The organism is Corallococcus sp. CA047B (assembly GCF_003612065.1).
GTDB classification, from domain to species: Bacteria; Myxococcota; Myxococcia; order Myxococcales; family Myxococcaceae; genus Corallococcus; species Corallococcus praedator.
The window spans coordinates 1-22,316 of record NZ_RAWD01000055.1 but is presented as its reverse complement, the minus strand read 5'-3'; the positions used below and the strand labels follow the sequence as shown (position 1 = coordinate 22,316).

At 70.9% G+C, this 22,316-nt stretch carries 21 protein-coding genes and 1 pseudogene; 12 read left to right on the top strand and 10 right to left on the bottom strand.

All coding sequences use genetic code 11. The features are described 5' to 3' along the window. The first annotated feature begins 67 nt into the window (after positions 1 to 67). Positions 68 to 982, top strand: coding sequence for a metallophosphoesterase (locus D7X74_RS11925; protein ID WP_120533060.1), 915 nt, complete (start codon positions 68 to 70; stop codon positions 980 to 982). A gap of 69 nt (positions 983 to 1,051) precedes the next feature. Here D7X74_RS11925 and D7X74_RS11920 read toward each other — a convergent pair whose 3' ends face one another. Then, entirely contained in the window at positions 1,052 to 1,489 is a 438-nt protein-coding gene (locus D7X74_RS11920; RefSeq protein WP_120533059.1) for a DoxX family protein, read from the bottom strand. A gap of 218 nt (positions 1,490 to 1,707) precedes the next feature. On the opposite strand from D7X74_RS11920, the gene D7X74_RS11915 reads away from it, so the two are divergent. The 8 genes from D7X74_RS11915 (at position 1,708) to D7X74_RS11880 (ending at position 8,222) form a co-directional block, all read left to right on the top strand. Further along, a complete protein-coding gene (locus tag D7X74_RS11915) occupies positions 1,708 to 2,604 on the top strand; it encodes a transporter (RefSeq protein WP_199732789.1) in 897 nt (298 codons plus the stop codon). Further along, on the top strand, positions 2,604 to 3,362 hold the full coding sequence (locus tag D7X74_RS11910; protein WP_120533057.1) for a hypothetical protein: 759 nt from the start codon (positions 2,604 to 2,606) through the stop codon (positions 3,360 to 3,362). Before D7X74_RS11915 ends, D7X74_RS11910 begins: the two co-directional genes overlap by 1 nt. Further along, positions 3,359 to 4,675 carry an ATP-binding protein gene (locus D7X74_RS11905; protein WP_120533056.1) on the top strand — a complete coding sequence of 439 codons (1,317 nt, stop codon included), beginning with the start codon at positions 3,359 to 3,361 and terminating at the stop codon, positions 4,673 to 4,675. Before D7X74_RS11910 ends, D7X74_RS11905 begins: the two co-directional genes overlap by 4 nt. Next, positions 4,672 to 5,229, top strand: coding sequence for a response regulator transcription factor (locus D7X74_RS11900; protein WP_120533055.1), 558 nt, complete (start codon positions 4,672 to 4,674; stop codon positions 5,227 to 5,229). The genes D7X74_RS11905 and D7X74_RS11900 overlap by 4 nt, the downstream gene beginning before the upstream one ends. A gap of 149 nt (positions 5,230 to 5,378) precedes the next feature. Then, positions 5,379 to 6,836, top strand: coding sequence for a DUF1380 domain-containing protein (locus D7X74_RS11895; protein WP_233595588.1), 1,458 nt, complete (start codon positions 5,379 to 5,381; stop codon positions 6,834 to 6,836). 86 nt (positions 6,837 to 6,922) lie between these two features. Then, positions 6,923 to 7,354, top strand: coding sequence for a VOC family protein (locus D7X74_RS11890; protein WP_120533054.1), 432 nt, complete (start codon positions 6,923 to 6,925; stop codon positions 7,352 to 7,354). An 8-nt stretch (positions 7,355 to 7,362) separates the two neighbouring features. Further along, the gene (locus D7X74_RS11885) at positions 7,363 to 7,734 is read left to right on the top strand and encodes a helix-turn-helix transcriptional regulator (protein WP_120533053.1); all 372 of its coding nucleotides are present in this window, start codon (positions 7,363 to 7,365) and stop codon (positions 7,732 to 7,734) included. Beyond that, the gene (locus D7X74_RS11880) at positions 7,731 to 8,222 is read left to right on the top strand and encodes an SRPBCC domain-containing protein (protein ID WP_233595587.1); all 492 of its coding nucleotides are present in this window, start codon (positions 7,731 to 7,733) and stop codon (positions 8,220 to 8,222) included. The genes D7X74_RS11885 and D7X74_RS11880 overlap by 4 nt, the downstream gene beginning before the upstream one ends. A 20-nt stretch (positions 8,223 to 8,242) precedes the next feature. Here the strand turns inward: D7X74_RS11880 and D7X74_RS11875 are convergent, their stop codons facing one another. From D7X74_RS11875 to D7X74_RS11865, 3 genes are all read right to left on the bottom strand, one after another. Beyond that, complete coding sequence (locus D7X74_RS11875) at positions 8,243 to 9,193, bottom strand: hypothetical protein (RefSeq protein ID WP_120533052.1); 951 nt, start codon at positions 9,191 to 9,193, stop codon at positions 8,243 to 8,245. Positions 9,194 to 9,387: 194 nt separating this feature from the next. Then, on the bottom strand, positions 9,388 to 10,953 hold the full coding sequence (locus D7X74_RS43650) for a PAS domain-containing sensor histidine kinase (RefSeq protein WP_120533051.1): 1,566 nt from the start codon (positions 10,951 to 10,953) through the stop codon (positions 9,388 to 9,390). Between the two features lie 206 nt (positions 10,954 to 11,159). Beyond that, entirely contained in the window at positions 11,160 to 14,000 is a 2,841-nt protein-coding gene (locus D7X74_RS11865) for a TonB-dependent receptor domain-containing protein (protein ID WP_120533071.1), read from the bottom strand. A gap of 604 nt (positions 14,001 to 14,604) precedes the next feature. On the opposite strand from D7X74_RS11865, the gene D7X74_RS11860 reads away from it, so the two are divergent. Continuing rightward, the gene (locus tag D7X74_RS11860) at positions 14,605 to 15,015 is read left to right on the top strand and encodes a hypothetical protein (protein ID WP_120533050.1); all 411 of its coding nucleotides are present in this window, start codon (positions 14,605 to 14,607) and stop codon (positions 15,013 to 15,015) included. Between the two features lie 11 nt (positions 15,016 to 15,026). On the opposite strand, the gene D7X74_RS11855 is transcribed toward D7X74_RS11860, so the two are convergent. The 5 genes from D7X74_RS11855 to D7X74_RS11835 form a co-directional block, all read right to left on the bottom strand. Then, positions 15,027 to 15,497, bottom strand: a complete 471-nt coding sequence (locus tag D7X74_RS11855; RefSeq protein ID WP_324291337.1) for a helix-turn-helix transcriptional regulator — start codon at positions 15,495 to 15,497, stop codon at positions 15,027 to 15,029. A 289-nt stretch (positions 15,498 to 15,786) separates the two neighbouring features. Next, a complete protein-coding gene (locus tag D7X74_RS11850; protein ID WP_120533048.1) occupies positions 15,787 to 16,395 on the bottom strand; it encodes a putative glycolipid-binding domain-containing protein in 609 nt (202 codons plus the stop codon). 16 nt (positions 16,396 to 16,411) lie between these two features. Continuing rightward, positions 16,412 to 17,221, bottom strand: coding sequence for a DUF4157 domain-containing protein (locus D7X74_RS11845; RefSeq protein WP_120533047.1), 810 nt, complete (start codon positions 17,219 to 17,221; stop codon positions 16,412 to 16,414). Further along, positions 17,181 to 17,573: a hypothetical protein gene (locus D7X74_RS11840; protein WP_233602065.1), complete on the bottom strand. Its 393-nt coding sequence runs from the start codon at positions 17,571 to 17,573 to the stop codon at positions 17,181 to 17,183. Before D7X74_RS11840 ends, D7X74_RS11845 begins: the two co-directional genes overlap by 41 nt. A gap of 169 nt (positions 17,574 to 17,742) precedes the next feature. Further along, complete coding sequence (locus D7X74_RS11835; RefSeq protein ID WP_370450744.1) at positions 17,743 to 18,972, bottom strand: metallophosphoesterase; 1,230 nt, start codon at positions 18,970 to 18,972, stop codon at positions 17,743 to 17,745. Positions 18,973 to 19,149: 177 nt separating this feature from the next. Here D7X74_RS11835 and D7X74_RS11830 point away from each other — a divergent pair, with 177 nt between their 5' ends. After that, a complete protein-coding gene (locus tag D7X74_RS11830) occupies positions 19,150 to 20,490 on the top strand; it encodes an AHH domain-containing protein (protein ID WP_120533045.1) in 1,341 nt (446 codons plus the stop codon). A 9-nt stretch (positions 20,491 to 20,499) separates the two neighbouring features. Next, positions 20,500 to 21,069 (top strand): imm11 family protein, encoded by a 570-nt coding sequence (locus tag D7X74_RS11825; RefSeq protein ID WP_120533044.1) that lies wholly within the window; start codon positions 20,500 to 20,502, stop codon positions 21,067 to 21,069. 16 nt (positions 21,070 to 21,085) lie between these two features. Here the strand turns inward: D7X74_RS11825 and D7X74_RS42970 are convergent. Further along, positions 21,086 to 22,316: pseudogene (locus tag D7X74_RS42970) on the bottom strand (hypothetical protein); the annotation flags it as partial.

The window sequence follows — 22,316 nt, the reverse complement described above, 5'->3', positions numbered from 1 at the left end:
CCGGGCTTACGGCGATCCGATCCGCTCTCTACAATCGCTCCCCGTCTCGCTGGAGGAATCCGAACGCATGCGCCTGAGACTCGCCCGCCGCCGTCACGCCGCTGGTGCCTCCTCCTCCGCCGCCCAGGCCGAAGCCCTGGAGATGGAGTCGCACGGCCGCAACGAGCTCCTGGCGCGAGGCCCGGATCCCTTCCGTCCCGACCGCCGGCTGCGCTGGCGCGACCACTTCGTGCTCACCGAGCACCTGCTCCAGTTGAGCGGCATCGCGCCGGAGCATGACGGGCTGCGGATCGCCCAGTTGTCGGACGTGCACGTGGGACAGGCGACGTCGGACGTGCGGATCCGCCGCGCGGTGGCCGCGGTGAACGCGGCGGCGCCGGACCTGGTGTTCCTCACGGGCGACTACGTCACGCACAGCCCCAAGCCGCTGCCGCGCGTGCGCGAGCTGCTCAAGGGCCTGGAAGGGCCCGTCTTCGTGGTGATGGGCAACCACGACCACTGGGTGGACGTGCGCTACCTGCGCGCGGGCTTCGAGGACCTGGGCTACACGGTGCTCCAGAACGAGCACCGCGTGGTGCACGTGAAGGGCGCGCCGGTGACGGTGCTGGGCATCGACGACGGGCTCACCCGCATGGACGACGTGGAGGCCACCTTCCGGGGCGCGCCCACGTCGGGCACGCGGCTGGTGCTGGCCCACACGCCGCCCACGGTGGAGAAGCTGCCGTCGCACGCGGGGCTGGTGCAGTTCTCCGGTCATACGCACGGCGGGCAGTTCATCGTGCGGGGCCTCACGGAGGCGCTCTTCCGCCGCGCGGGCCAGCCGTACATCCGCGGCCACTACCGCGTGAACGGCAACCACCTGTATGTGAACCAGGGGCTGGGCTTCGGCTTCGGCGGCCCGTACCTGCGCCGGGGCAGCACGCCGGAGGTCGCCTTCTTCACCCTGCGCAACTCCGCGGCCGCCCACGTCGGCGCGCCCTGATCCACAGCAGGCATCTGAAGCACCCAGGCCCCTCGCCCCCGCAAGTCGGGAGCGGGGGGCTTTCGCATGTCAGCGCAGCGGCGCGCCCAGCTTCATGCCGCCCAGCGACGTCTCGCGCTTCTTGCGCGACAGGCTGAAGGGGCCAGGCCCGAAGTAGACGATGAGCAGCGCGCCCCCCGCCATGGAGAGGTTCTTCATGAAGTGGATGAGGTTGTTCTGCGCCTGCACCGGGTCCTCCATCCGCCAGAAGTGATGGACCATGAAGGCGGAGGCCAGGAGGAAGACGGCGAGCATGGCCGCGCCCAGCCGGGCGAACACGCCCAGGAGCACGCACAGGCCTCCCACCACCAGCACCCCGCCGGACACCAGCACCGCGAGGCGCGGGTCGGGCACCCCGGACGCCTGCGCGTAGGCCGTCAGGGCCTGGAGCTGGAAGAAGTGATTCAGGCCGCTGGTGATGAAGATGACCGAAAACAGCAGCCGGCCCAGCGGCGCGAGCAACCCCATGGATGACCTCCGTGCGTCTAGCCTCTCCCCCATCAACGTGGACGGGCCGGTGTCATTCTCTACTTGTGCACGGATGGGCGGGCGGACAGGCAGCCCCTGCTCCCCTGGCGGCCCCCTGGACGGGAGGACAGTCGGTGCGTCTCCAGGACGACGCACCGGCGGGCTGCGACAACTCGCCGCAGTTTCCCGGGACAGGGGGGCGTTAGGGTGGCCACGCCTTGAGAACCCCCTCGCCCCTGGCCCTGGCCGTCCTGTGCGCCGCGCTCCTCATCCCCGCCTCGCGGGCGTGGGCCTGCGCGAGCTGCGCGTGCGGAGACCCCACGCTCACGTCCATGGGCGGCGAGCAGCCCTTCGAAGGGCGCCTGCGGCTGTCCACCATGCTGCGCGCGTGGGGACACACCGAGGGCCAGCAGAACCTGGACGCGCAGCGGCTGCGCGAACTGCGCATGGACGTGGCGGTGGCGTACGCACCCCGGCCCTGGCTGGTGCTGGCGGTGAACCTGCCGCTCCAGGCGCGTGAGGTGCGGGACGTGAGCCTGGCGCGCGAGCGCGGCTGGGGCCTGGGCGACATCGACGTGAGCGCGAAGGCGTTCGTGTGGAAGGACAAGGACTTCTCGCCGGACCACCTCTTGAGCGTGGTGGGCGGGGTGAAGCTGCCCACGGGTCCCCGGCTGATGGCGCGGGACGGCACGGCGCTGGGGCTGGATGCGCAGCCGGGCAGCGGCTCGGTGGACCCCATGGCGGGGCTGGCGTGGCAGGGCTTCCGGGGGTCGTGGTCGTTCATGGCCAGCGTCCTGGGCTTCCTGCCCACGCGCGGACGCGAGGACTTCCGGCTGGGCGCGTCGGTGCGCACGTCGGTGGGAGCGCAGTACCAGCCCTCGACGCGCTGGGCGGTGCGTCTGGGATTGGACAGCCGGGCGGAGCGCGCGGCCGACACCGCCGGCGTCTCCGAGGAGAACGGCGGAGGCTTCATCGCCTACGTGTCGCCGGACGTGCTCTTCAGCCCGGGCATGGACGTGGTGGTGCAGGCCGGGGTGCGCGTCCCGGTCGTCAACCAACTGCGCCGGGTGACGTCCACGCCCATCGCGCAGCTCTCGCTCGCGTACGACCTGTGATGCCATTGCCCTCGCGTTTCGTGTCAGGTGTGTTGTTGCTCGGGGCCCTGTGCGGCCTGGGCGCTTGTGGTGAGCGGCTGGACGGCGTGCACGTCACGCTGGGCCTGGAGCACCGGGCCACCTCGCACGGCGTGGAGGCCTCCGGCGGTGGACGCTCCCTCACCCGGACGGATGGACAGACGCTCACGCTGACGCGCGGCTACGTGACGCTGGGCAGCGTGGAGTTGAAGCCGTGCGAGGAGGCCCTGGGCTGGCGCCTGCTGCGGGCGATGTCTCCCCTGGGCACCGCGCACGCGCACTCGGCGGGGTCGCCGCGGCTTCTGGGCACGCCGCATGTCAGCGGGCTGGAGCGGCCGGATGGGAACGTGCTGACGCTGGGCACGCTGCGGCCCGCGCCGGGGCGCTATTGCCGGGCGCGGCTCACCTTCGAGCCGGCGGACACGGACGCGGAGGGCCTGCGGGCGGCGGCGGACAGCGGCGTGGACATGGTGGGCCGCACGCTGTGGCTGGAGGGGACGCGGGTGCCGGCGGGAGGAGGCGAGCCCCAGCCCTTCCGCCTGGTCACGTCGAACATCGCGTCGGTGGAGGTGGTGCTGGACGGGCTGACGTTGTCGGAGGAGGAGCCCACCGCCGAGCGCACCTTCGTGCTCGCCTGGGACACGTGGCTCGCGAACGTGGACCTGGAGTCGCAGGGAGCGGCGGCGGCCGTGCTGGACACGGTGGCCCGCTCCGTGGCGATGTCCTCCGTCGCGCCATGACGACCCCGCCGCCCGCGTCGCCCCTTCCTTCCGAACCCTCGCCCCGGGCCCGCATCAACCTGATGTGGCTGTTGCGGCTGCGCTGGGGCGTGCTCGTGGGGCAGGCCGTGCTGGTGGCGGTGGCGGCGTGGGGCCTGAAGCTGGCCCTGCCGGTGACAGCGCTGGTGGTGCTGCTCGCGGTGGAGGCGCTGACGAACGCGGCGGTGAGAGCGGGCCTGTCCCGGGCGCGGCCGGTGGCGGAAGCGGCCATCTTCGGGCTGATGCTCTGGGACACGCTGGTGCTCACGGGGCTGCTCGCGCTGAGCGGCGGGACGCACAACCCCTTCACGACGCTGTACCTGGTGAACGTGGCGCTGGGCACGGTGCTGCTGCCCGCGCGCCGGACGTGGGCGATGCTGGTGTTCACCCTGCTGGCGTTCGGTTCGCTGTTCGTGTTGCAGGACGTGACGCTGCCGGGGCTGGCGCGGCCGGACCACGCGGAGTTGATGCGTCTGCATTTGAGCGGCATGTGGGTGGCGTTCGCGGTGGCTGCGGGCTTCATCGTGTATTTCATTCAACGCGTGACGCGGGCGCTGGCGGAGCGTGAGCAGGAATTGGCGCAGACGCGGGCCCGGCACGCGCGGCAGGAAAAGGTGGCCTCGCTGGCGACGCTGGCGGCGGGCGCGGCGCACGAACTGTCCACGCCGCTGTCCACCATCGCGGTGGTGGCGAAGGAGCTGGAGCGGGCGCTCGCCGCGTCCAGCCCCTCCGAGTCGGTGCGCGAGGACCTGCGGCTCATCCGCCAGCAGGTGGACCGGTGCCGGGACGTGCTGGTGCAGATGTCCGCGGACGCGGGCCAGACGACGGGCGAACCCTTCCACCCCATCCCGCTGGAGCGGCTGGTGGAGGAGACGCTGTCGGAGCTGTCCGGCCGCGAGCGCGTGCGGGTGGAGCTGCCCGAAGCGCTGAAGGTCTACCGGGTGCACGGGCCTCCCCGGGCGCTGGCGCGGGTGCTGCGGGGGCTGGTGAAGAACGCGTTGCAGGCCACGCCGGGCAACCGGCCCGTGACCTTGAGCGCGCGGGCCCAAGGCCCGGGCGCGCGGCTGGAGGTGCGCGACGAGGGCCAGGGGATGCCGGACGCGGTGCTGGCGCGCGCCGGGGAGCCCTTCTTCACGACAAAGGCGCCGGGCGAGGGCATGGGGCTGGGGTTGTTCCTGGCGCGCACCCTGGCGGAGCAGCTGGGCGGGTCGCTGGAATTGCGCTCGAAGCCAGGGGAAGGCACCACGGTGGGCTTGAGCCTGCCGGCCGCGAGCGCGCAGGAGGCGGCGGCGTGAGCACGACCGTGGTGGACCACCGCCCCAGCCTGTTGCTGGTGGACGACGACGCGACGCTGCGCGAGCGGCTGGCCCGGGCCTTCCGCGAGCGCGGCTGGGACGTGACGACGGCGGGCCACCACGAGGAGGCGATGGCGGCGGCGGGGCGCGAGTCACCGGAGTACGCGGTGGTGGACCTGCGGATGCCGGGACACAGCGGGCTGGAGCTGGTGAGGGACCTGCTGGCGGTGGACGCGTCCACGCGCATCATCGTGCTGACGGGCTACGGCAGCATCTCCACCACGGTGGACGCCATCCGGCTGGGGGCGGTGAACTACCTGCCGAAGCCCGCGGACGCGGACGACATCCTGGCCGCGTTCGCCCGGGCGGCGGAGGAGCCGTCCGTGGCCGCGCCGGAGACGCTCCAGGCGCCGTCATTGGCGCGGGCGGAGTGGGAGCACATCCATCGCGTGCTCGCGGACAGCGCGGGCAACATCTCCGAGGCCGCGCGCAAGCTGGGCATCCACCGGCGCTCGCTCCAGCGCAAACTCCAGAAATACCCGCCGTCGCGCTGACACGGCGCCCCGGAATAAATCCTCCCGAAGCGGCGATATGGCGCCAATCCCGTGGCGTTGGACCTCATGCCCCCCTGGGACGGGGGCGTCCATCTCTAGCTCCGGGAGAGCTGATGAACAGTCGTTGGATTCTCGTCGCCGTGACCTTGATGTCCGTGGGCTGCGCCCATTCACAGCGTGGGTCCGATTCGGAGCTGCCCAAGTACGAGCACGTCTTCCAGAAGCCGCTGGCGGAGGCCCTGGACGTCACGCGCCAGCTCCTGGAAGCGAAGGGCTACTCCTTCGAGCAGACCGAGGACCCGACCCAGCTTGTCACCGAGTGGAAGTCGCCCGACAAGACCCACGGCAGGATTGACACCTATTCGCGCTACCTGGTGACGGGCATCGTCCTGAGCCCGCGCCAGTCCGTGGTCCGCATCTTCCGGATGGCGCATGAGACGGCGACCAACGACGTCGAGTGGCGCAAGCATTGGTGGAAGGTGTCCTCCCAGTGGGCCGAGCACTACTCGGACGCCTTCGTTCAGGAAGTGAACCTGAGGCCGAACAGCAACGACGAGAAGCGGCTGGCCATGCTGCGCGGCGTCCAACACGGCATCCGCGACCTGGACCTGGAGCAGGCGCTCACGCTGCGGCTGGAGTCCGCGCCCTCCGTCGAGGTCGTCAGCGGCAACATCGCACAGGAGAAGCGCCCCACCGCGGTGAGGGATTCGGACTTCTACCTGGAGGGCTGGAAGGAAGAGGCCAGGGCGGAGGGACCGTGCACCGAGACCGTGCAGGGCCTGCCGGGATTGCTGCACCCGGGCCTGACGCTGCTCATCGGCGAGCAGTTGGGTTCCAACGAAGCGCCCCGGACGGTGGGCCACGTGGTGTGTCAGGCCGCGCAGACGGGGCTCGCGGTCGTGCTCGGCCTGTCCATCCCGGACACGGAGCAGGCGCGCATCGACGCGTACCTGGCGAGCCCCGGCGCCCCGGCGGACCAGGACGCGCTGCTGGAAGGGCGCTTCTGGTCGCGTCCCTACCAGGACGGCCGCAGCAGCCGCGCCATCATGGAGCTCATCGACCGGGTGCGCGCGCTGCGCACTGCGGGGCAGCGCGTGACGCTGGTGGCCTACGACACGGACCTGCTGCGCGGCAGCGAGCGCGACGCGGCCCAGGCGAAGCTGTGGACCGAGCGCCGGACCGCACAGCCGAATGAAGTCCACATCGTGCTGTCCGGCAACACGCACACGCGCATCGCGAAGGGCACGGAGTGGGACCAGGGCTTCACGCCCATGGCGCACCTGATGAAGGACTATCCGTCGCTCGTGGTGCTGGAGATGAGCTACGCGCAGGGCACGCGCTGGGGCTGCGACCTGGACCGGAACGGAAAGCTCGCCTGCGGCCTCGTGGGCGCCACGCCTTCGCCCAAGGTGGCCGCCCGCGAGGGACTCAGCCCGCACATCCGGCGGCTCGACGTGCCCGCCAGCGAAGGCTTCCAGGGCCTGCTCTACGTGGGGAAGATCTCCCCCTCGCTGCCCGCCATCCTGGGCCCGCAGGAAGCGTCCACCGGGCCCTCGCTCAACCTGCGGCCCCAGCCCCGCACGGGCGGAACCCCCAGGCCGTTCTAGGCCGTCCGGACCGGGGTTGACAAAAGTTAACGATAGGGTTAATCATTCACCCTGTCGTTAACGACTTTCCCACCGGAGTGACCGCCATGAAACCGCTCCCTGAAGGCTGGCCTCGCATCTGTTCCGGCATCTTCTATGAGGACGCGCCCGCCGCCATCGACTGGCTGGAGCGCGTCTTCGGCTTCCAGACGCGCCTCAAGGTCGAAGGGGCGGGCAACACCATCGAGCACTCGGAGCTCGTCTACGGCGACGGCGTCATCATGGTGGGCTCCACCCAGAAGCGCTCCTTCCACGCGAGCCCCAAGCAGCACCAGGGCATGAACACCCAGTACCTGATGGTCCACGTGGACGACGTGGACGCCCACTGCGCGCAGGCCCGCGCCGCCGGGGCCACCATCTTCCTGGAGCCCGAGACGAAGAACTACGGCGACGACTGGGGCACCAATCGCTCCTATGGCGCCACCGACCCCGAAGGCCACCGCTGGTGGTTCACCCAGCGCGTCACGGGGCCGGTGTAATCCCAACCATGGCCACCCCGTCCGCGTTGGACCGCACCCTCTCCGCCCTCGCCGACCCCACGCGCCGGGGCGTCGTGGACCGCCTGCGCCAGCGGCCCCACCCGGCCGGGGAGCTGGCCGCCGCCTTCGACATGAGTCCCCCCGCCATGTCGCGCCACCTGCGCGTGCTGCGCCAGACGGGGCTGGTGGAGGAGAACATCGACGCGGACGACGCCCGCGTGCGCGTCTACCGCCTGCGCCCGGAGCCCTTCGCCGCCCTGCGCGGCTGGCTGGACGAGGTGGAGTCCTTCTGGGAGGACCATCTGGGCGCCTTCAAGGCCCACGCGGAACGCACCCGGGGAACGAAGGGCCCCGGAACCTCGGGAGGCCGCAAGTCATGATGCCGTCCGCCGACCGTGCCCGCGTCACCACCTTCGTCGCCGTGTCCCCGCTGGACGCCTTCGAGGTCTTCACCCAGGAGACCGACGTCTGGTGGAGCAAGGGCCCGCGCAACCGGGCCTTTCATGCGTCCAACAGCAGCCTGCGCTTCGAGCCTCCCGGCCCCGGCGGCCGCCTGCTGGAGTCCTCGGAGACGGAAGTCTTTGAAGTCGGCCGCGTGCTCGTCTGGGAACCCGGCGCGCGGCTCGTCTTCCAATGGCGCGCCAGCAACTTCGCCCCGGACGAAATCACGGAGGTGGAGGTCCGCTTCGAGCCCTCTTTCGGAGGCACCCGCGTCGTGCTCGAACACCGCGGCTGGGATTCCATCCGCATGGACCACCCCGCCCGCCATGGCATGGATGGCCCGGCCACCGTCGGGATGATGGGTCGTTGGTGGGGGGACCTCGTCACGCGCTTCCGGCTTCGCGCTGGGCGGCCCCTCCCCGCATAGACAGACAGTCTCCCTGGCGATTACTGGCAGGGACCGCAGTCCGCCGCGCAGCTGTTCGGCGTATTGCTGGTGCCGCACTTCTCCGTGAGCTGGCAGACGTTGTCGCCGCACCGGTAGATGTCCTGGGACAGCATGCGCGTGGTGATGGGCCGGTACGTCACGCCGTTGTACGTGCACCGCGTGTAGTAGGTCCGCGTGGCGTCCAGCGTGCAGTAGTAGCGGCACGCGCCCACGTGCTTCATCGGCGTGCACGTCGTCGTCTCGCTCCAGGACGACAGGCCGCAGGTGCGCACCGTGCTCTCGTCGTAGTCCAGGTAGGCGCCGTCATTGGCCGCGAAGGCGCCCTCTCCCGTGAAGAGGTTGCCGAAGAAGCACGCCTCGGGCTCGGCGTAGGTGCTCAGCTCGTCCGTCGTGTACGGCACCGTCCCGCCCACCGCGTCGCGCCCCAGCACGGAGATGTCCACGTGCACGCCGTACTTGTTCGCATGCGCCGCCAGGCACGCGCTCACCACCTGCTGCTCCGCCACCGTCGCCGGCGCGCCCCCCGCCCAGCCCGGCGCCAACCCCAGACTCCCCTTCCACGTGTAGTTCGCCCCCGTCGTGGGCGACTGGTACGTCAGCTGATTCCCCGCCGCCATCGAGCACTGCACCACGTAGCGCATCACCATGTCCGCCGACGCCGGGTCCGCCGTGAACCACGTGCGGAACCCATTCGTGGACAAGCCATTGGTGGACAGGCCATTCGTGGACAAGCCATTGGTGGACAGGCCATTGGTCGACAAGCCATTGGTCGACAAGCCATTGGTGGAGAGCCCATTCGTGGAGGCGAGCGCGTCCGAGGCCTGCGTGGGGACAGCAGCCTGCTCGTCCGCCGCCAGCGGCGCACCACAACCGGTCAGCGCGGTGGCGAGCACCAGGGACAGCCAGCAAGACGACCGGGACGAGGGGATGCGAGGGGGACTGACGTGCATGGGGACTGCCTCCGCGTGGGTGGCCGCACGAGCCGTACGGCCTGATCAACCGGTAAACGCGCCTCCGCGAAGCGAGCAGTGCCCCTGCACTCCCGACCCATCCCCTTCGGTCCTTCGCCCAACACGCAGTGCGTGTGACAAAGGACGCTCACCCGTTCACCGCATGGCGGTGAACGCTCACCCCTTCCAAAAGCTCAGGCAGTTCGCGTGCGACCTCGCGACGCCTTCGCCTTTGCCTTCGGACGCGGCGGCCGGGGCAGCTTCACCGTGAACGTGGTGCCGTCCTTCTCCGACGAAGCCACCTCCACGGTGCCCCCGTGCGCCTGGACGATCTCCTTCACGATGAACAGCCCCAGTCCCAACCCCGCATTGCGCCGGCTCTGTTCCCGCTCCCCTTCACCCTGGCGAAAAGGGTCGAAGAGCCGCTCGCGCAGCTCCTCGGGGATGGGCGTGCCGGGGTTCTGCACCTCCAGCACCTGGTGCTCGCCCTTGGCCCAGCAGCGCAGGAACACCGGCGCCTCCGGCGTCCCGTGCTCCAGTGCGTTGCCCACCAGATTGCTCAACACCTGCGCCAGCCGCTCCGCGTCCCACTCGCCTTCGGCCTTCCCATCCACGTCCACCGCGATGGCGCGCTCCGGGTAGGCCGCCGACAATTCGTCCACCACCTGCTGACACACCACCCCCAGGTCCGTGGGGCCCTTGCGCAGGGGAATGCCGCCGGCCAGCCGGGCCCGCGTCAAATCCAACAGGTCCGCGATCATGTTCCCCATGCGCGTCGCGGAGGACTCGATGCGCTGCGCGTGCTGCCGGTGCTGCTCCGGCGTGCACTCCAGCGGTCCGCGCCGCTTCTGCGCCCGCGCCGACAGCACGATGGCGTTGAGTGGATTGCGCAGGTCATGCCCCAGGATGCCGATGAAGCGCTCGCGGAAGCGCGCCTCCTCCACCATGGACGCCAGCTCGCGCGTGCGCTCGGTGACGTCCATCATCGAACCAATCATCCGCACCGGGCGCCCTTCGTCATCGCGCGCCAGCACGCCCCGGTCCAGCACGTGCGCCCAGCTCCCGTCCGCGCGCTGGAACCGGTACTCGTCCTTCCAGACGTCTCCGGTGGACGCGACGAAGTCCACCAGCTTGTCCACCACCCGCTCGCGGTCGTCGTCGTGCACGCGCGCGCCCCACCAGCCCAACTGATGATCCAACACCGCCGTGGCGTGGCCGAACGCGTCCCCCGTGCCCGGGTCCCACCGCACGCGGTCGGTGCCGAAGTGCCAGTCCCACAGCACGTCGTGCGTGGCCCGCGTCGCCAGCCGGTAGCGCTCCTCCGCCTCGCGCAGCGCGCTCACCGTCTGCTCCGTGCGCGCCAGCGCCTCCTCCACCTCGCGCCGGGCGTTGCGCTCCCGGGCCGCCTGCTGCGCGTCGGACGCGCGTCCCTCGTCGCGCGGCAACAGCCACAGCGCGAGCCCCTCTCCGTGGCGCACCACCACGTACTGGCGCCCCGCCACGTCCCCCGGCACCTGGCCCACGTGCGGCACGCCGCGCAGGAGCACCCGCGCGCACGCCATCACGTCCACCAGCGCGACACCTTCCAGCATCCACAATGACAGATGCCGGCCCAGCTCCAGGGAACGCACCCAGCCCTCGGCGGGGACGTTCATGGACGTCCACCGGAAGTCGAGCACCTCGCCCGTCTCCCCATGCAAGGGCTCCAGGAGGATGCAGGGCGTCTCGTTGTCGGCGGGCAATTCCCACGCCGAGGCCATTCCCGGCCCCCAGGACAAACCCATCATCGTACTCCCCCCGACGCTTCGGGCCTTGCCCCTGCCCTCGGCGACGGTGCCAGGCAGGCGTGAATAACCCGCGTCTCGCGGAATACTGACACATTTGGGCACTGGAGGATCGGCCCTGGAGTGCAGGGTGGGCGAAAAAATGCTCACCCCTGAGCACTGGGCCTACCTGCCAGGGCGGTTCAGTACCGCCCTTTGACGCCGATGATGGGCAGGGCGATGGGTAACCCCACGGAATTCTTGGTCAAGGGCTGCCGGCTGAAGCCTCCGCCCTCGTATTCGAAGCCCAGGGTCTCCTGGTTGAGGGTGACGTTGAGCATGTCCAGGTAGGCCTCCAGGGTGAAGGTCTCGTAGGCCCAGGCCTTGGACACGCGCACATCGAAGCGGAAGAAGGGCGGCAGCCGGTCCACGGCGTCCCTGTCCACCCTCACCCACGCGGGGCGGCCGTCGCTGTCGGTGCCCTCGCGCATCGTCTGGCTGCCCAGGGTGCCGTACTCGGGACGTCCGGTGTTGAAGTGGAGCACGCCCCCCAGGGTGATGTTGTTGGAGAACTTGTGACTGACCACCAGGTTCAGGATGTGTGTCTGGTCGAAGGCGAAGGGCAGGTCGGCCTTGTCCTCGGAGATGGCCTTCCCCGTGGAGTCGTAGCGGAAGAAGGTGGTGCGCCGCGTGCTGCGCTGCAGGCTGTAGGACAGCCACCCGAACCAGTTGTTCCCCAGCGGGTAGCGGATGAGCAGCTCCATGCCGTACGCCAACCCGTGGCTTTCGAAGTCCGGCAGGTCCCAGTCGTCGCGGCTGACGGGAGGCTCATCCACGTTGATCTGCCGGGCACGCACCCGGCGGAAGCCGTTCTGGGTGACGCCGCCGCCGGGCAGGTCGGGCTCGCCAGGCTCGGAAGGCTCGCCGGGGCCCAGGTCGTCGCCCAGGCCCTCGTCGGAGAAGGGCGTCAGCTCAATGGTGCGCAGCAGGGGGTTCACATAGAAATCCAGCCCCACCTCCCACTTGCTGAAGGCCTTCCATTCCGCGCCCACGGACATCTGGACGCCCTCCTGGAGGCCCAACAACAGACTGCCCACGTCCACCACCGGCAGGCTGATGAGGGTGGTGGGCGGCTGGTGGAAGATGCCCGCGCCGCCCTTGAGCGACACGGTGTCGGTGAGCTTGTGGCGCACGGTGAGGCGCGGCTCCAGGACCTTGTGGTCGAACCCGCCGGACAGGTGGTAGCTGTCCAGGCGCAGGCCGGGCACCACCGTCCACTTCGGGTTCGGCGTCCACACCGCCTCCGCGTAGGCGCCCGCGAAGGTGGCCAGCGCCACGGGCGCGTGGATGCTGTCCTCCTCCACCTCCTCGCCGCCCTCCACGCTGATGAGGTCCACGATGGCGCGCTTGTGGTCCACGTCCGCGCCAGCGCGCAACAACAGACGCTCCGACAAGGGCACGCTGTAGCCCACGCGCCCCGACAGCGTGCTCTGGTCGATGTAGATTTCATCGCCGTTGTCCGGCCCGCGTGACACGACGGAGAAGCGGTCCAGGCCCCACGTGCCGCCCACCTCGAACTCGCCCTTGCCCACCGGGTAGCGGCCCCGCAGGTCCACGCGGTGGAAGATGATGGATTGCAGCGCGGTGTCACCTTGCGCGTCCTGCGCCTCGGAACCGAAGGTGTCCGACGAGCCAAAGGCAAACAGCCGCAGCTTGCCCTTGCCCACGTCCTGCTCCACGCGCGCCTGGTAATCCCAGAAGTCGAGCACCACCTTGGGGTTGGTGCGGCCCGGCGGCGCGGGGTCCTGGAGGCTGTTGGCCGCCAGCGCGATGATCCACGGTGTATAGGAATAGCGGCCCGCGAGGCTGACGTTGGTGCCGGTGGACTTGAAGGGCGTTTCAATGAAGAAGCCCGCGTTGATGAAGTCCGCGTACGCGCTGCCGTGCACCCGGTCATCGCGCGGCCGGGTGAGGCGCCCGTCGATGGCGCCCCCCATCAGCCGGCCGTACTGCGGCGGCGGCGTGCCCGGATAGAAGTCGATGGCGTCCAGGAAGTCCGGGTGGATGACCGCGGGGCCCAGGAACAGGTGGAAGAGGATGGGGATGCGGATGCCATCCAGGAAATAGCCCGTGGACGCGGGCTGGCTGCCGCGCACCACCGGGTAGGCCACGCCGGACAGCATGCTGCCCACGCCCGGCAGCAGCATGACGACGCGGAAGGGGTCGCCCATGGTGCCGGGCACCTCGCGCAGCTCCGCGTCGTGCAGGGTGATGCGGCTGACCTCGGTGCGCTCGCGGTCGCCTCGCACCACCGTCTCGTACGGGTTGAGCACCAGCGGCTCCAGGCCGTAGACGACCTCCAGCGACTCGGTGCTCTTCAGGGCCTCGCGGTACAGGCCGGGCTTGTGGCCCGGGGCGAACACGCGCACCGCCTGTCCCCCCGTGGGGAAGCGCGCCTCGAAGCGGCCGTTCTCGTCCGTCTGCACCGGGAAGTCCGGCGCCGCGTCCGACACCAGCGTCGCCCCGATGAGCGGCTTGCGGTTGCCCTTGGCGCGCACCAGGCCCTTGAGGGTGATGGGGCCCTTCAGCTGAGTGCCTTCGGTGCCGCCGTCCGCGCCGGTGGCCACCGGCAGGGGGGCCTCGAAGCGGTACTCGAAGAACAGGCGCACCGCGACGGGCTTGCCCTCCATCAGCGCCGGGGAGAAGCGCAAGCGGGGCGCCGCGTGCAGTGCCGCCTCGTTGAGCAGCGGGTGCACGCCCTCCACCAGCGTGGCGGTGTCCACCTCACCGGCTTCGTCCACCAGCAGCTCCAGCTTCACCGTGCCGGCCACGCCCTCGCCCACCAGGAGCGGCGGGTACGGCGCGGGGGAGTCCCCCACCAGCGCGGGCGGCACGAAGGCGGCCAGCGCCGGCCCACCGTCGGGGGCGGCCCCGGCCTCCACCGCCCAGCCCGCGTCGGTGCGCTGCAGCTCCGCCTCCTTCGCCACGGTGCCGGCGCCGCCGTCCGCGGACGTGCCCTGCCCTTCGGTCCACGGCGCGTCCATGCCCCGGGGGGCGGAGCCGGTGGTGAGGTTCTCCTCCGTGACGGGCAGGCCCGCGTCCAGCGTGTCGCCCAGGCGCTCACTGCCGGGGCGCTCTTCGCCCACGGCGGGAGTTGCGGCGGGTGGCACCGCGCGCGCGGGAAGGGCCGGCAGCAGGAAGGCCAGCACCAGCGCCATCCCCACGAAGCGCCAGGGCTCGCTCCTCTTTCCTACGGGCATGGGCCTACGGTCATGGTCGGTGGAGCTCGTCGTACGTGAAGTCGGTTCCCGGCCGCGCCCATGAGGCCAGGGGATGTGCGCCCTGACAAGCGCCCCTCCGTGATCGCGGCGAATGCCTTGGCTCGCGGGCGCGCCACAATCCACGCATCCTTCCTCTGGCGGACACTTGGACGCGGGCCGTCGTCGCGCCGTGGATGCCCGCCCCCGCCCTCGGGACGGGACGCCCCATTTCGGCGCAATCCCCACCCTCCAGGAAGTCGTCCCTTTCCCGATCCCTGGACTCCATGACACGCCCCCGTCCAACGAGGCCGCCGCCTTGCGTCGCGATCCAGGCACGCGGGCGTCGGAGGACCCCGGTGTCGCGCGCCCGAGCCTCGGAGTCCCCACCATGATTCCCCCGCCGTCCCTGCGGTATCTGCCCCATGGTGTGCTGGCGTCCCTGCTGCTGGGACTGGTGCTGATGCCGCTGCTGTTCCCGCCGTCCCTGGCGCGGGCGGGCAACCCGGGGCCGGACACCTTCATCGACGAGGGCCCTCCCGGGGCCACGACCTCCCGGGAGGCCCGCTTCGTCTTCACCGCCACGACGCTGAAGCCCGTGTTCTGGTGCTCGCTCGACGGCAGCCTCTACATCCCCTGCGAATCCCCCTGGCGCCTGAAGGACCTGCCCGAGGGCGAGCACACCCTGGACGTGTACGCGGTGGACGTGAACACCACGCACCGCGACGTCACCCCCTCCGGCTGGGTCTGGAAGGTGACGAAGCCGCCCCAGGACGCGTCCCGGGCCCCGGCGGCGCGCTGACCCAAAGCGGGCTAGCGGCGCGTCGGGAGGATGGCGCTCGCCACCAGGCTCATCAGCTTGAGCTGGGGGCGCGGCAGCCGGCGCAGGGAGCGCAGCAGGCGCCGCATCTCCGGCAGGTCGTCCTTGTCCGTGGAGTCCTCTTCCCACAGCCCCGCGCCCGCCGCCGCCGCCACCGCCAGCCCCAGCGACGCGTCCGCGGACAGCTGCAGCGCTAGGCATAGACGGAACAGCGTGGGGACGCTGGGCATCATCTTGCCCCGCTCCAACCGGCCGTAGACCTCCGACGCGATGCCGACGCGGTCCGCCACATCCGCCTGCGTCAGTCCGGCCCGCAGCCGAGCGGCCCGGGCCGCCGCGCCCACACTGACCGCCAGCTTGCGCTCCAACTGCCGTCGCGACAGCGCGGCGGCGGACGCAGGCGCCCTGGGGCGCTTCTTGCGGGCGCGGCCGGAAGCGATAGGACCTCGGGGGTGGGTTTTCACCACATCAACCTTGCACGTGACGTCCGGCGGGGTGGCCCCAGGCTCGCGGCCCCTCTGCATCCGGAACGGTTCATGGGTCGATATATAACCCAGCACGTCACCCGGGCCCATTCCTATATGACAGGTAGTCCCCGCAATCCCCCACCCCCTGGGAGAACCCCGTCTTCTGCCGCCCGTGCGCACATCTACTGACACGCCGGCATGCATTTGCGGCAATGCATGGGGGGATTGTCCGCGAGTGAGTGTCCCGGGTTGCGCGAAGCCACGCCGAAGCCGTGTCGGCGGGGACTCAACCCTCGGAGGTGGCCACGCGTTCCCATCCAGGCGGGTAGTGCGTGACGAGCCCCTGGGCGTCGGTGTCCACCTCCGCCACGAAGGCGCCGCCCGCGCTCTCGTAGCGGTAGAGCGACGCCGACAGCCGGGTGTAGCGCTGCTCCAGCCGCTCCAGGGACAGGTCCGGCAGGCGCACCCACGCGGCCGTCACGTCCCGGGCCTGGCCCACCTCCAGCCCCAGCCGGCGGATGGGCAGGGTGTTGGTGGACGGGGTGACGCTCAGGTCCACGTCCACGCAGCCGCGCAGCTCTGGCAGTTCGCGGCCGTCGCGCCACCAGCGCTGGTGGTCATCCACCTGGAGCACCAGGGTGCGCCGCGTGCCGCCCTGGTGCAGCACGAGCCGCGCCTCGCGCGTGTGCCAGTCTGGATCGCACGCCACCGTGTAGCGCACCAGCAGCGGCAGCCCTTCGCTCACCAGCACCGCGGTGCCCGTGAGGAGGGGGCCGGCGGCGGACTCCCACAGCTCGCAGTGCTCGGTGCCCGGGGACTCCAGGCGGCGCCAGGTGACGGCCTGCACGCAGCGGCCCTCGGGCGTGCCTCCGGGCCGGGAGGCAGGCGGCGTCATGGGGAGGGCCTCTGGCTCACGGCGCGCCCCGTCCGGCGTAGAGGCTGTCCAGCGCCTCGTCCAGCAGGCACAGGGCGGCGTCGCTCCAGCCGCGCAGCCGCTGCTGGGGGGTGGGCCGGCCCACGTGGGGGATGAGCTGCGCGTCGGCGGCGTCCTCGATGAACTGGGCCTGCTGCTCCGCGTTCAGCTCCGCCCACCGGCGGTGTCCCACGGCCTTGCGCCAGTCGTAGCCGTCGCCCAGGTACTGGGCCGCCAGCGCGCCGCTCAGGTAGCCCGTGCCGCCGTGCTGGTGCTGCCACACGTGCGTCAGCTCATGCACCAGCAGCCGGAAGCCCACCGCGCCGTAGCCGGGGGGGATGAAGAGGATGTCGCCGTGGGCGAACGCGCGGCCCGGCAGACCCAGCAGGCCCAGGGCGCCTTCCTTCACGCGCACGCAGCGGAAGTCCAGGCTGTCGCCGAAGATGGGCCGCAGCCGCGTCACCTCCGCGTCCGTCAGCCGGCGGCCCACGGGCTCCAGGCCGGACACCACCTGCACGGCGCTGAGCACGCGACCGCCCAGCATCAGCACCAGGTCCATGGGCACCTGCGCCACGCGGAACAGGCCGCGCTTGAGCTGGGGCAGGCCCTCCCGGGTGCGGCCCGTCGCACAGCGGGCCATGCCGCCGGCCAGCAGCATCAGCGCCACGTACGCGCTGCGCGCGGCGCCCGCGGACGCCCCGGCGATGCCGGTGAAGAGTCCATGGCCCGCATCCGCGACCCGCTCGGTCAGCGGCGCGGGACGGGTGTCACGGACAGCCTGACGATTCAGCGAAGTGGGAGACCCCAAGGACCAGCTCCAGGAGCGATCGCAACTCACCGGAGCGCCAGGGCCGGCCGAGTGCGAAGTGGGTATGGCTGGAGGCCCGGAAGGTGGCGCTGGCTTCAGGGCGGAAACCGGAGGACAGGAGAATGCGTGGACCGCTAAAGCCCCGGTCCACCAGACGGCAGAGGAAATCGCTCACGACGCGGCGATCCGCGTCGAGGTCCAGCACCAGCCCATCGACGTCCACACCCAGGTCCAACCGCCGGTCGGCCGACGTCGCCCCCAGCGCCGCCACCACGCGGCACCCCTCCCCCACTTCCCGGGCCACCGCCAACCGCACCTCGGGCGACTCGGAGACCACCAACAGCACCGGCACCGCCGACCCTGCCCTGGCCGCCGGAACCGAGGTCAGCCCCCCGCGCCGCGCACCCGAGGCCGCGGGCGCCGTGGGACGGGAGAAGGCGAATTCCGGGACAAGGAGGGAAGACGGTGCGGTAGACACGTCCTCACAGTAAACAGCAATATCGGAAATATCAAGCTTGGCTTCAATCTCCGGTTGGGCGGGGTGCGGCGACCAGGGTGAGGGCGGCGATCTCCGGGGCGGGGCCCAGGCGGAGCGGGGGGCCCCAGTAGCCGGTGCCGCGGTGCGTATAGACGCGGGTGCCGGCCACGGTGGCCAGGCCCTGCACGACGGGCTGCTGGAGCTTCACGAAGAACATGAAGGGGAAGATCTGCCCGCCGTGGGTGTGGCCGGACAGCTGGAGGTCCACGCGCAGGCCGCCCAGGGACAGGGCGGAGCGGGGCTGGTGGGCCAGGAGCAGGCGGGGCACGTCGGGCGGGGCGCCCGCGAGCGCGAGGTCGGGGCGGCTGGCGAGCGGCGCATCGATGTGGCCCGCGTCGTGGTCGGTGACGCCGGCCACGACGAGCCGGGCGCCGTCGCGTTCCACCACGCGGTGTTCGTTGTTGAGGACGGTGAGGCCCAGCCGGGCCACCTCTGAAATCCAGGCGCGGGCGCCGTGGTAGAATTCGTGGTTGCCGGTGACGTAGTAGACGCCCAGCTTCGCCTTGAGGTCCGCGAGCGGCGCCACCTGGTCGCGCAGCTGCTCCACGGTGCCGTCCACCAGGTCGCCCGTGACGGCGATGATGTCCGGCTCCAGCGCGTTCACCTGCTCCACCACGCGCCGCAGCCACACGCCATCCAGGGTGGGGCCCACGTGGACGTCGGACAGCTGCACCACGCGCAGGCCGTCCAGGCCCGGGCCCAGGTCCTGGACGGGCACGGTGGTGCGCTCCACCTTCGCGCGGCCGCGCGCGGTGACGAACGCGAACGCCACGGCGGGCACGACGGTGCCCAGCACGGCCGCCGCGCGGCCCTGCGCGAGCGCGTGCAGGTCGGTGACGGCGCCGGAGAAGGACAGCACGCCCGCGACGACGTCCGAGGCCAGCACGGCGGTCAGGAAGATGCCGAAGGCGCCCAGCCACACGTAGGCGCCCCACTGGATGGCGCGGGAGAGGCCGGTGGGCTGCTCACGGCGGGAGACGCGAAACCCCGCCAGGAGGACGAGGTAGCACAGGCCCAGCAGGCCCCACCCCACGGCGGCCCAGGGGGCGGGCCAGCCTGGGGACGTGAAGAGGCGCAGGCCGATGTAGACGTGCAGGGCGGTGGGGAGGGCCAGGGCCAGCAGCAGGGACAGCATCCACCGCCAGCCCGGTGAGCGTGACGAACGCCGGGCCGGCCGCGAGGGGACATCTTCCGAGGACACGTCCGTCGTCACGCGCGCCACCTTCCGCCCCGGGACACCGCCCTGGGGACGCCTTCGAGGGCGGGAAGATAACGGGGGTCCCCACGGCGCGCCCGGCAACCCCTCCGGACGCCCGGAGGCCCCCTTGCCCCGCCGGGGTCGGAGGGCACCTGGGAATGCGGGACACGGCTTCGCGGCTAGCGTGCGGGCATGAAGCGATGGCAGTGGGCGCTGCTGTTGGGGTTGCTCGTGTCGGGCTGCGCGACGACGCGGGTCGTGAAACTGGAGACGGACGACGGCGACCGGGAGGTCGTCACGCCGCACGAGGACGTGGACGCTTCGCTCGCCACGACCCGACTGGACGACGAGGAGTTCAAGCAGACGGTGCGGGCGCTGGCCCGGGAGGTACGACCTTCCACTCGGCCCATGAGGGAGGCCCGGGAGTTGTTCGGCCTGCCGGAGCGCAGTGGCCTGTACGGGTTCCAGGAGCGGACCCGGCGGATCATCCCCCTGGGCGAACAGGAAGCGCGTGACCTGCACCTGCTGGATGCCTCCGACGACCTGACCCGCGGTTACAAGCATTGGTGCGACAGCCGCCGGAAACAGCCGGGGGACTGTCTGCGATTGCTGGAAGAAGGGCCGTTGCTGGGAGGCGACGGTCGTTATGCGCTGGCGATGGCGGTCGCCATGGATTCGGTGTGGCGTGAGACCTCCGACGCATTGAAGGACATGGCCCATCCGCAGGCGGTGATGGCCATGATGACCTCCACCGTGACGATGTACCTGTTGCTCTGGGCGCTGCCGGAGCCGGTGTCCAAGGGACTCGCGGCCCTGATGACCGCGACCGCCATCGCGTACCTGGGCGTGGATACGGTGTGGCGCATCCTCGACGGGTGGGTGGCCCTGGTGCGGCAGGTGGATGAAGCCACCACGTTCGTGCAGGTGCGGGACGCGGGCGAGGCGTACGGAAAGGTGCTGGGAGAAAACGCCGCGCGTGTCTTCGTCATGGTGGCCGCCGCCGCGCTGGGAAACACAGCAGGGCTCGCCGCGAGGACGCAAAGCCTGCCGGGCTCCGCACAGGCCGCGCTCGCGGTGGAGACCCAGGCCGGCTTTCGGTTCGTGGCCATGGGGAACATCCGCTCCGTGGCGATGACCGCCGACGGTTTCACCATCGCGCTCGCACCCAACGCGCTCGCGATGTCATCCCGGTCCGGACCGCCCCAGAAGCATCACCTGGCCACCCTCCGCAACGAGAAGTCCTCGAAGAACGGTGGGCCCTGGACACAACGCTTCAGGGTCATCTTCAAGAAGGCGGGGATGGACTTGGATGATCCCGAGAACATCGTCGAGATCCAGGGACACCGAGGCCCTCACCCTCGCGAGTATCATGAACGGATCATGCAGCGACTGAACTCGGCCATGGGCACCTGTCGTACCGTGGTGGACTGCCGCACGGCCTTGAAGGGTGTGCTCAAGGAGCTTGCCGAGGAAGCCTCGTCCCCGGGCACGACCCTCCATAAACTCCTGACCTCACCCCGCGCGAAGCGCTAGACCCCGCTCATGGCTGATCGATTCTTCGAACTCGCGGAGGACGTCCAGGAGGGCACCTGGATTCTGGAGAGTCCCTGGAACGAGCGACGTCAGGAGGAGGAAGACCCCTGGATGTTCACAGAGGGAAGACCTGTCCACGTCGAAGGCCGACTGACCGTTCGTCTCAGTGAAACAGGAAGGCCGGTGGACTTCTCAAGAACTCCTGTCGGGTTGACCCCCATCGTCCACGTCAAGCTCGCGACCGTCCTCGCGGAGCGTGCGGCCGCCGACGTGCAACTCCTCCCGGTCGACATTCCCAGCCAACCCGACCAATACGTCCTCGTGGTCGCCACGAAGACCGTCCGCTGTATCGACGAAAAGGCCTCCGAGGAGGTCCTCTTCTGGGAACCCAGACACAACAAGCCTGAGAAGCTGGGGCAGTACCGCTCCGTGTACGGCATGCGCATCGACCCATCGAAGGTCGGCGCCACCCAGCTCTTCCGTCCCTGGGGATGGAAGGTCGCGCTCATCGTCTCCGAAGACCTCAAGACAGCGCTGGAGCAGACGGGCGCCACCGGCATGCACTTCACCGAAGTCTGAACCGGAGTTCGCGCGCTCAACCCCGGGCGCGGCGGCGGGCCAACGCGGTCAGCCCCACCAGCGCCCAGACGCTGATCATCCCCGCGGGCCCCGCACCGCAGCCGCAGCCCACGTCCAGGTCCGTGGGACCGCGCACCTGGAAGCCCACCTCCGGTGAACGTAGACCGGCCTCGCCCTCCTCCGTCACCACCTGCGCGACGATGCGGTGCGCCCCCGTGGCGAGCGCCGCGTCAGCGCCCACCTCGTGGCGGAAGACGCCCTCCGCGTCGCTCGTGACGGTGGCCAGCGGGGCGCCGTCCAACTCCAGACGGACGGTCGTGCCGGCCAGGGCCACGCCCACGAACGTCGGCGTGGGGTCCACGCTCGCGTCCTGCGCGGGCACGACCATCATGGGCACCGCGGGATCCGCCGTGCCCGCGTCCACGCCCGTTCCTCCGTCGCCAGCCACCACCACCTCGAAGCCCACGACGTCGGAGTGCGGCCCGTCCTCGCCCGTCTCGTTGTGCGCGTGGACGGTGACCTTGTGCACGCCCACCGACAGCGCCTCCGACTCCGGCACCTGGAAGCGGAAGCGCCCGAGCAGATCCACCGGCACGATGTTGTCCGGCCCGTCGTCGATGACGACGCCCACCGTGAGTCCATTCGTCGTGGTGCCGGCGAACAGCGGCGTGGGCCCCACGGTGTCCCCGTTCGCGGGCACCACCAGCACCGCCATGTCCACGACACCACCGTCCGCGAGCACCACCGCCGGCGTGGTGAAGCGCACCGGCGTGGCCGCGAGGCTCGCCACGCCCAGCGACTCCGACCACGCGGTGACCTCGTGCTCACCGGCCGTCAACGGCGTGAAGGGCTCCAGGAAGAAGGCCCCGTCCGCCCCCGGCACCACCATGCCCACTTCGCGTCCATCGATGAGGATGTGGACGACCGGACCGTCCGTGCCCGCCTGGCCCTCGATGCGCGGGCGCGTGGTGGTGGACACCTGTCCCGCCACGGGCAGGGTGATGGCGGGCGTGGTCGGCACCTGGAAGGAGAACTTGATCTCGTGCACGGTCCCGGCCGACGTGCCACTGGACGTCCCACCATCGGGGATGCCCGCATCGGTGCCGCCATCCGTCCCCCCGGCCGGCCCCGCGCCATTCGAGCCCGCCCCCGGGAACCCGGACTGCCCGGCGTTGCCCGCGCTCACGCTGGACGCACAGAGGGTCGCCTTGCTCTGGAGCAGCACGCGGCCACCCGCGCCACCGCCC

What these genes read in the sequence shown, in the direction of transcription:
- D7X74_RS11925 (WP_120533060.1), top strand. Translation starts at nt 68, where the DNA reads ATGCGCCTGAGACTCGCCCGCCGCCGTCACGCCGCTGGTGCCTCCTCC.
- D7X74_RS11920 (WP_120533059.1), bottom strand. Translation starts at nt 1,489, where the DNA reads ATGGGGTTGCTCGCGCCGCTGGGCCGGCTGCTGTTTTCGGTCATCTTC.
- D7X74_RS11910 (WP_120533057.1), top strand. Translation starts at nt 2,604, where the DNA reads ATGCCATTGCCCTCGCGTTTCGTGTCAGGTGTGTTGTTGCTCGGGGCC.
- D7X74_RS11905 (WP_120533056.1), top strand. Translation starts at nt 3,359, where the DNA reads ATGACGACCCCGCCGCCCGCGTCGCCCCTTCCTTCCGAACCCTCGCCC.
- D7X74_RS11895 (WP_233595588.1), top strand. Translation starts at nt 5,379, where the DNA reads ATGTCCGTGGGCTGCGCCCATTCACAGCGTGGGTCCGATTCGGAGCTG.
- D7X74_RS11890 (WP_120533054.1), top strand. Translation starts at nt 6,923, where the DNA reads ATGAAACCGCTCCCTGAAGGCTGGCCTCGCATCTGTTCCGGCATCTTC.
- D7X74_RS11885 (WP_120533053.1), top strand. Translation starts at nt 7,363, where the DNA reads ATGGCCACCCCGTCCGCGTTGGACCGCACCCTCTCCGCCCTCGCCGAC.
- D7X74_RS11880 (WP_233595587.1), top strand. Translation starts at nt 7,731, where the DNA reads ATGATGCCGTCCGCCGACCGTGCCCGCGTCACCACCTTCGTCGCCGTG.
- D7X74_RS11875 (WP_120533052.1), bottom strand. Translation starts at nt 9,193, where the DNA reads ATGCACGTCAGTCCCCCTCGCATCCCCTCGTCCCGGTCGTCTTGCTGG.
- D7X74_RS43650 (WP_120533051.1), bottom strand. Translation starts at nt 10,953, where the DNA reads ATGGCCTCGGCGTGGGAATTGCCCGCCGACAACGAGACGCCCTGCATC.
- D7X74_RS11865 (WP_120533071.1), bottom strand. Translation starts at nt 14,000, where the DNA reads ATGGACGCGCCGTGGACCGAAGGGCAGGGCACGTCCGCGGACGGCGGC.
- D7X74_RS11860 (WP_120533050.1), top strand. Translation starts at nt 14,605, where the DNA reads ATGATTCCCCCGCCGTCCCTGCGGTATCTGCCCCATGGTGTGCTGGCG.
- D7X74_RS11850 (WP_120533048.1), bottom strand. Translation starts at nt 16,395, where the DNA reads ATGACGCCGCCTGCCTCCCGGCCCGGAGGCACGCCCGAGGGCCGCTGC.
- D7X74_RS11830 (WP_120533045.1), top strand. Translation starts at nt 19,150, where the DNA reads ATGAAGCGATGGCAGTGGGCGCTGCTGTTGGGGTTGCTCGTGTCGGGC.
- D7X74_RS11825 (WP_120533044.1), top strand. Translation starts at nt 20,500, where the DNA reads ATGGCTGATCGATTCTTCGAACTCGCGGAGGACGTCCAGGAGGGCACC.